Source organism: Candidatus Pelagibacter sp. HIMB1715 (assembly GCF_052047595.1).
GTDB lineage: Bacteria > Pseudomonadota > Alphaproteobacteria > Pelagibacterales > Pelagibacteraceae > Pelagibacter.
Genome location: NZ_JBNAJY010000025.1, coordinates 1 through 8,252, shown reverse-complemented (window position 1 = coordinate 8,252; position 8,252 = coordinate 1). Strand labels below are relative to the sequence as shown.

Annotated in this window: 6 protein-coding genes; 4 read left to right on the top strand and 2 right to left on the bottom strand. The window is 25.3% G+C overall.

Annotated features, from left to right (window positions below):
• The 4 genes from ACTTAY_RS06180 to ligA form a co-directional block, all read left to right on the top strand.
• The coding region (locus tag ACTTAY_RS06180) for a hypothetical protein (protein WP_440672763.1) at nt 1–516 on the top strand (516 nt) is incomplete at its 5' end.
• A 63-nt stretch (nt 517–579) separates the two neighbouring features.
• Complete coding sequence (gene lpxC, locus ACTTAY_RS06175) at nt 580–1,500, top strand: UDP-3-O-acyl-N-acetylglucosamine deacetylase (RefSeq protein WP_440672762.1); 921 nt, start codon at nt 580–582, stop codon at nt 1,498–1,500.
• Nucleotides 1,501–1,548: 48 nt separating this feature from the next.
• On the top strand, nt 1,549–2,379 hold the full coding sequence (locus tag ACTTAY_RS06170) for an outer membrane protein assembly factor BamD (protein WP_440672761.1): 831 nt from the start codon (nt 1,549–1,551) through the stop codon (nt 2,377–2,379).
• 1 nt (nt 2,380) lies between these two features.
• Nucleotides 2,381–4,411, top strand: a complete 2,031-nt coding sequence (gene ligA / locus ACTTAY_RS06165; RefSeq protein ID WP_440672760.1) for an NAD-dependent DNA ligase LigA — start codon at nt 2,381–2,383, stop codon at nt 4,409–4,411.
• Here ligA and ACTTAY_RS06160 read toward each other — a convergent pair.
• The gene (locus ACTTAY_RS06160; RefSeq protein ID WP_440672759.1) at nt 4,394–6,088 is read right to left on the bottom strand and encodes a M24 family metallopeptidase; all 1,695 of its coding nucleotides are present in this window, start codon (nt 6,086–6,088) and stop codon (nt 4,394–4,396) included. The two genes, ligA and ACTTAY_RS06160, sit on opposite strands and share 18 nt — an antisense overlap.
• Nucleotides 6,085–8,121 carry an ATP-dependent helicase gene (locus ACTTAY_RS06155; protein WP_440672758.1) on the bottom strand — a complete coding sequence of 679 codons (2,037 nt, stop codon included), beginning with the start codon at nt 8,119–8,121 and terminating at the stop codon, nt 6,085–6,087. Before ACTTAY_RS06155 ends, ACTTAY_RS06160 begins: the two co-directional genes overlap by 4 nt.
• Nucleotides 8,122–8,252: the final 131 nt, after the last annotated feature.

Below are 8,252 nucleotides of genomic sequence, written 5' to 3'. Positions count from 1 at the left end.
TTAGTAGGAAGTTTTATCACAAACATAAATGTGATAATTGAAAACAATTTAATTCTTGAATTTGATATAGGTTTAAGGAAAAAAAATTATTCTGGAAATATTACAAATATTTTTTTAGAAAATATGATAACTGACATCAAAGATTTATTTAAAGAAAGTTATAGCAAATATAAACTTATGCACATGCTGGTAAAAAAATATAATATAGGTAATAAAGATTATTATTCTTTAAGTGATGAAATTTATAGTGATGAAATCTGTTTGGAAATAAAACTAATTTCAATTCCAAATTTAATTATATTTGAAATTGAGAACATTTTAAAAAAATATCAAATCAAGGTCGATAATTATTTTGACAACAAATATTTGACAGATTTTTTTCAAGAGGAAAATTTAGATATTTCATTAATGGCCTATAAGTTAAAAAAAGGTATTAATAACAATGAAGTTCAAATAACTTCAAAAACAGATAAAAATCTCGGTTTTTTTGAAAAATTTTTTAGATTTTTTGGTTAATTCTGTTTTTTATTGTAACAATAGTTGTTTTTTATTCTGCTAAGCATCAAATTAAAGATTAGCATGTCTTATTTAACTCAAAAAACTCTAAAACATGAAGTCTCATTTGTTGGAATAGGTCTTCATAATGGTGTAAATGTAAAAATTTGTATTAAACCTGCTGCACCAAACTTTGGTATTGTTTTTAAACGAATAGACCTAAAAATTAATAATTTGGTATATCCAAACTTTATGAATGTTTCTAACACATCTCTCAACACAACTATAGAAAACCAGTTTGGGGTAAAAATTTCAACAATAGAACATTTGATGGGTGCTCTTTTTGGTTTAGGTATAGATAATGCTCTTATAGAGATAGATAATGAAGAGGTCCCAATTTTAGATGGGTCTGCAAGAATGTTTATTGAAAAAATTCTTAATGTAGGAATTGAGACAAGTGATGTTCCGATTAAAATAATTAAAGTAAATAAAGAAATTAAATTTTCTGAAGGAGAAAGATCTATTTCCATTAAACCGACTACATTGAGTTTAGATATAGAATTTGAGTTAAAGTATGAAAATAAAATTATTGGAAACCAAAAAAATAGAGTGAAAGTTTATGAAGATGATTTATCAGATGTATATAATTCTAGAACTTTTTGTCTTTATGAAGATATAGAAATGATTAAAAAAAATGGTCTAGCCAAAGGTGGTAGTTTAGATAATGCAATTGTAGTCAAAAATAATGAAATTTTAAACCCAGGAGGATTGAGAAATTATAAGGAATTTGTAAACCATAAAATATTAGACTGTATTGGAGATCTTTATACATCTGGCTATAGAATAGTTGCATCTATTAAATGCTCTCAAGGAGGACACTACCTAACAAATCAATTGTTAAAAAAGGTTTTTCAAAACAAGGCTAATTTTTCTATTTTAGAAATTAAAGAAAAAAACCTTCCTCATTCACTAATAAATAGAAATTTCTTGAAATCAATCGCATAGAAAAAATAATTATTTTTCAATATCTAAATTTTAATAGTATAATTTTAAATGATTTTGAGAAACCTTCTATTTTTTTTTATTATATTCATTTTTTTTTTATCATGCTCAAAACAGAAAATTGAAAATTCTACAATAGAAGAAGTAAATTTAGAACTTCAAATGATTGAAGCTTATAATATCGGATTTGAGGAATTAAAAAAAGGCGATGCTTTGTTTGCCGCAAAGAAATTTAATGAAGCTGAAATATTGTATCCACAATCCAATGTAGCACCACGTGCTGCATTAATGGCAGCATATTCTTATTATTCTCAAGATTATTATCAAGATTCTATAGCAGAACTAGAAAGATTTTTGAGAATATATGCTAAAGATGAAAATGTTCCATATGCCAAATACCTATTAGGACTTTGTTATTATGAACAAATTGTTGACGAAAAAAAAGATTTGAAATCTATTTCTAAATCTAAAGAAATATTTTTACAAATTACACAAGAATATCCAAAAACAGATTTTGCAATTGATGCATCATTTAAATTAAATTTGATTAATGATATCTTGGCTTCAAAAGAAATGTACGTTGGAAGATATTATTTTGATAGAAAAAAGTGGATTGCTTCCATAAACAGATTTAAATATGTTATAGATAATTATGAAACTACAATATATGTAGCAGAAGCTCTTCATAGATTAGTTGAAATATATTACATTTTAGGGTTAGAAGAAGAGTCAAAGAAATATGCAAATCTATTAGGCTATAATTATCAATCATCTCAATGGTACGAAAATTCATACAGTATATTTAATAAAAAATATGAGAAAAATAAAATACAAAAAAAAGACAAAAGTATTTTAAAAAAATTCAAATCTTTTTTCAATTGAGATGAAAAAAAGTGAAATTCAAAAAAAATATAATAAAAAAATTAAATTAATAAAAAAATATAATTATTATTATTATAATAAAAGTAATCCAATTGTAGACGATCAAGCCTATGACATTTTAAAAAGAGAAATTTTACAGCTTGAAATTGATTATAATTTTTTAAAATCTAGAAATTCCCCTTTAATAGCAATTGGATATAAACCATCAAAAAATTTTGAAAAATTTTCTCATAAAGTACCCATGTTATCATTAGGAAACGCTTTTTCAGAAAAAGATCTCGTAAATTTTGAAAAAAAAATAAGAAATTATTTATCAATTAAAAATAATTTTGAAATTTATTATAGCGCAGAACCCAAAATTGATGGAATATCTGCATCATTGACTTTTAAAAAGGGTGAATTTTACAAAGGTCTTTCTAGAGGAGATGGAAAAGAAGGTGAAGATATAACTGAAAATCTTAAAACAATTAAGGACATACCCAAAAAAATTTCTAATAAAGATTTTCCAGAAGAAATTGATATTAGGGGTGAGGTTTTCATAAAAAATAGCGATTTTAAGAGTTTAAATGAAAAATTTGCTAATCCTAGAAATGCAGCGTCTGGATCACTTAGACAAAAAAACCCTGAAGAAACAAAAAAAATACCTCTGAAATTCATTGCCTATACATTCGGATATGAAAAAGGGTTAAAAGTTTATAACCAATCAGATTTTCTGAAAAAATTAAGTGAGTGGGGATTCAAAACAAATCCATTAAACAAGTTAACCACTGAAATTAAAAATTTAATGGAAAATTATAATGAAATTGAAAAAAAAAGAGCAAACTTAGATTTTGATATAGATGGAATAGTTTACAAAGTAAACGATTTTGCCATGCAAAGAAGATTGGGTAATGTCGCCAATGCTCCAAGATGGGCTATTGCACACAAATTTTCATCTAATAAAGCAGTATCTAAAATTTTAGATATAGAAATTCAGATAGGTAGGACTGGTGCTTTAACTCCAGTTGCAAAAATTAAACCAATAAATATTGGTGGCGTAATAGTTTCAAACGCAACATTGCATAATGAAGATGAAATTAATCGAAAAGATATTAGAGTAGGCGATACAGCAGTTATAGAGAGAGCCGGTGATGTAATACCACATATACTTGCAGTAGATAAAAAAAAAAGATTGAAAAATTCAAAAAAATATATTTTCCCCAAAAATTGTCCATCATGTGGATCAGAAACTATTAAAGAATTTAATATAATAACAAAAAAAGTTGATGCTGTAAGAAGATGCTCTAGTGAAGGTTATTATTGTGATAAAATATCAATTGAAAAATTAAAACATTTTGTTTCAAAAGAAGCATTTAATATAGACGGGTTTGGGAAAAAAATAGTTGAAAATTTTTGGAAATTAAAATTGATTAAATATCCTCAAGATATTTTTAATTTAGATTTTTTAAAAATTGAAACCTTAGATGGTTGGGGCAAACTATCTGTTCAAAATTTAAAGTATTCAATAGATCAAAAAAAAAATATTTCTTTAGAAAGATTTATATATTCTTTGGGTATACGACATATAGGTTTAGAAAATGCAAAATTGTTATCTAAACATTTCGTATCATTTTCAGAATTTAAAAATTTATCTAAACAATTTAATTATGAAGATTTGATAAATATTGATGGAATTGGTGAAACACAAGTTAATTCAATTAAAAGTTTTTTTTCAAATGAAGTTAACAAAAGGATTTTGAATGAATTAGAAAAAGTTTTGTTAATTAAAGATGCTAATCTAATTTCAAATGATGGTTTATTAAAAAATAAGACCTTTTTAGTTACTGGGAAATTAAATGGAATAAGTAGAGCCGAGATCAAATCTCTTATTGAGGAAAATTCTGGAAAAACAATTAGCAGTGTCTCAAAAAAACTAAATTTTTTAATAATTGGTGAAAAACCGACTAAAAAAAAAGTAGATTATGCCAAACAGTTAGAAATAAAAGTTATTGATCAAGCTAAATTTTTGAAAATGCTAAATAAAACTAGCTAGCCACTTTCTCTCATTTGGATTTAAATGTTTAGATATTTTTGAATAAATTTCTAAATGATATTTAAATAGATAGTTTTTTTCATTAATTGTTAATAAATCAAAATTTATTAAATCTTTCTCTATAGGTGCCAGTGTTAAATTATGAAATAACAAACTGTTATTTATTTTTTTAACATAAACTAAATTTTCAATCCTAATTCCATATTCATTGGTTTTATAATACCCGGGTTCATTACTTAAAATCATACCTTCTCTTATTTTTACGTTATTTATTTTTGTAATAGATTGTGGACCTTCATGAACATTAAGAAAATAGCCAACACCATGTCCTGTGCCATGTGCATAATCTAGATTACTCTTTTTTAAAAATTTTCTCGCTCTTTTATCAATTTTTTTACCTGTATCATCTTTATTAATATCAGTTGTAGCTACAGCAATATGACCTTTTAATACTTTGGTGAAAATATTTTTGATATTTTGTTTTTGTTTTGAAAAGCATATTGTTCTTGTGACATCAGTTGTGCCATATTTATATTGCCCACCTGAGTCACAAAGTAAAATATCATTCTTCTGAATTGTTCTACAATTTTCTTTTTTAGCACGGTAGTGTACGATAGCTCCATTTTTACCCGAGCCTGCTATTGTATCAAAACTAGGATAGAGAAAGTTTTTATTTAATTTCCTAAAATTTTCTAATTTCTTAGCTGCTTCCACTTCTGTAATTTTTTTTTTATTAATTTTTTTTATCCAAAATAAAAATTTAGTTAATGCTACTCCATCTAAGATATGAGCATTGACCATATTTTTAATTTCAGTTTTATTTTTAATTGCTTTTAAAAGATAAATTGGGTCTTCTTTTTTTACGATCTTAAATTTAGACTTTATTAAATTTTCATAAAATATTGAACAAGATTTATTATCAACAATAAAATTTTTTCCCTTAAGATCTAGTATTTTATTTGGAAAGTTATTTATATCTATAAATTCATCTTTCTTAATAATTTTGTTTTTTAATAATTGCTTACATTTTTTTAAATTACTTATAAGTAATATTTTTTTCGATTTACTTACTATCAATCTTGAATTGGGAACTGGACTGTTAGGGCCATCTCCTCCTCTTATATTTAAAGTCCACGCAACATTTTCTGGCGCACTAATAAAAATATAATCTGATTTGTTTTTTTTTAAGTATTTAGTTATTTTATTTAGTTTAGAATTTATACTTTCACCAACAATATTTTTATCTAAAGAAAAAAATGGAATAGAGGTGTGCTCTTTATGTTTTTTGATTTCATCAATTAGATTTTTTTCAATATGTTTAATTTTGTTATATTTTAAAAAATAATTTTTTATTTGAGTATTTGTAAATAACTTTGGATCTATACCAAGTGTGAGATTTTTAAATAAACTACAATTTATTAATTTTTCAAACCCATAAATTTTAAAATTTTTTCCACTCTCAATTTTACTTTGAATTGTGTATCTTCCATCAGTAAACAAATAATTTTTATTTTTAAGAATTACAGCTAGACCAGCAGATCCACTAAAATTTGAAATGACTTCTAATCTATTTAATTTTGAATATTCCGTGAAAAAATCATCATTTTTTGGAATTATGTAGCCATCAATTCCATATTTTTTGAACTTACTTCTTAATAATTTTATACCATTTCTCATTTAATTCTCTTTTGATATCTTATCCATCCAGGGCTTCTTGTTCCTTCTTCAATTTCAAAATCCTGATTAAATTCAAAATCATCATCATTGTTAATTTCTTCATCAAAGAAAGAATTTTTTTCTAAATGTTTTTCTGGTAACTCATCGATAAATCGCGAAGCCATACTGTCTATCCAATCCCCTTGGTAAAATCTATTCATCGAGAAAGAAATTATAGCTTTTTTTTTCGCTCTTGTAATTCCTACATACGCTAGCCGTCTTTCCTCTTCTAGACCATTTTGACCTTTTTCTTCAATAGATTTTTGATGTGGAAATAATCCTTCTTCCCATCCAGGCAAAAATACAACATCAAATTCCAAACCTTTTGCTGCATGCATGGTCATCATATTAATTTTTTCATCATCCCATTCTTGATCGACTGAGGTTGCTAAAGATACATGTTCTAAAAAACTTTCTAAATTATCAAATTCTTTCATAGCGCTTAACAATTCTTTAATATTTTCTAGTCTATTTTCGTTATCTAAGTCCTTTTTATTTTTAAGCATTGCTGAATAACCAGACTCATCTAAAACAATCTGTAATAGCTTTATGTGATTTGATTTCTTTATGGTTAAATCATTTCTCCATTTGTTTAGATAATTAATAAACAAGCTAAGTCCAATTTTAGCTTTTGGCTTAATTAAATTTTGCTCAAGCATTTTTATTGATGCTCTTTCTAGATTTAAATTATTTTCCTTAGCAAACTCGTGAATATTTTTTAAGGTACTATCACCTACTGATCTTTTAGGGTTATTTACTATTCTTTCAAAAGCTAAGTCATCCTTTTCTTGATGAATTAATCTTAAATAAGCAACACAGTCTTTAATTTCCGCTCTTTCGTAAAACTTTGTACCACCCAATATTCTGTAAGGCATACCAATTTTTAGAAATCTTTCTTCAAATTCACGTGTCTGAAAGATGGCTCTAACTAAAATTGCAATATTGTTATATGAAAATTTTTTTTTAATTTTTTTTTCAATTTCATCTGAAACCCCAATTGCTTCATCTTTACCATTTTTAAAGCAATTTAATTGAACTAAATCACCTTCTTCCATTGTAGTAATCAAAGTTTTTCCAACTCTATTTTGATTATTTGCAATAAGGTTTGATGCAACTGATAAAATATTCTGTGAAGATCTATAATTTTGTTCTAATCTTATTACTTTTGTATTCTTATAAACTTGATCAAATTCTAAAAAGTTTTTGATCTCAGCACCTCTCCAGCTATATATTGATTGATCATCATCACCAACACAGCAAATATTTTTATTTTTTTCAGATAGAAGATTGAGCCATTTGCTTTGAATAAAATTTGTATCTTGATATTCGTCGACTAAGATGTATTTAAAATTTTTAGAATATATTTCTCTAATATCAGGATTAAATTCTAAAATTTTTACTGTATGTAAAATTAAATCACCAAAATCACAGGAATTCAAGTCAGTCAATTTTTGTTGATATATTTTGTATAATGGAAGAACAGTTTTCTCATATATATCTTTTTTATTTATAATTACTTCTCTAGGATAAAAACCTTTGTTCTTCCATCTATCAATTATTGCAAGTATAAATCTTGGAGATAATTGTTTGATGTCGATATTTTCTGCTTTGCATATATTTTTTATCAATCTAATCTGATCATCAGTATCTATAATAGTAAAATTTGAGTTTAATTGTGCAGCTGAAGCATGTTTTCTTAACAATTTCGCACAAATTGAATGAAAAGTTCCCAACCAAGAAAGACCAACAGCAGCAGATCCTAAAATTTTACTAACTCTATTTTGCATTTCTTTAGCAGCTTTATTTGTAAATGTGACTGCAAGAATTTGATTGGGAAATGCTTTTTTTTCCTTAATTATGTTGGCTATTCTAGATGTTAGAACTTTAGTTTTTCCCGAACCAGCACCAGCCACTATTAAAAGAGGACCATCTAGATGCATTACAGCCTCTTTTTGAGCTTCATTCAAATTATTTAAATATTCTCTATTTATCATTCAAAATAATGTTTTATAAGATTATTGTTCAAAATGAATAATCCTAAATTTATTGAAAGTTTTTTTAAAAAATTCAGTAAATTTATTAATAATCTATTCGAGAAAAATTTAAACAAGTTAAATACTGATAA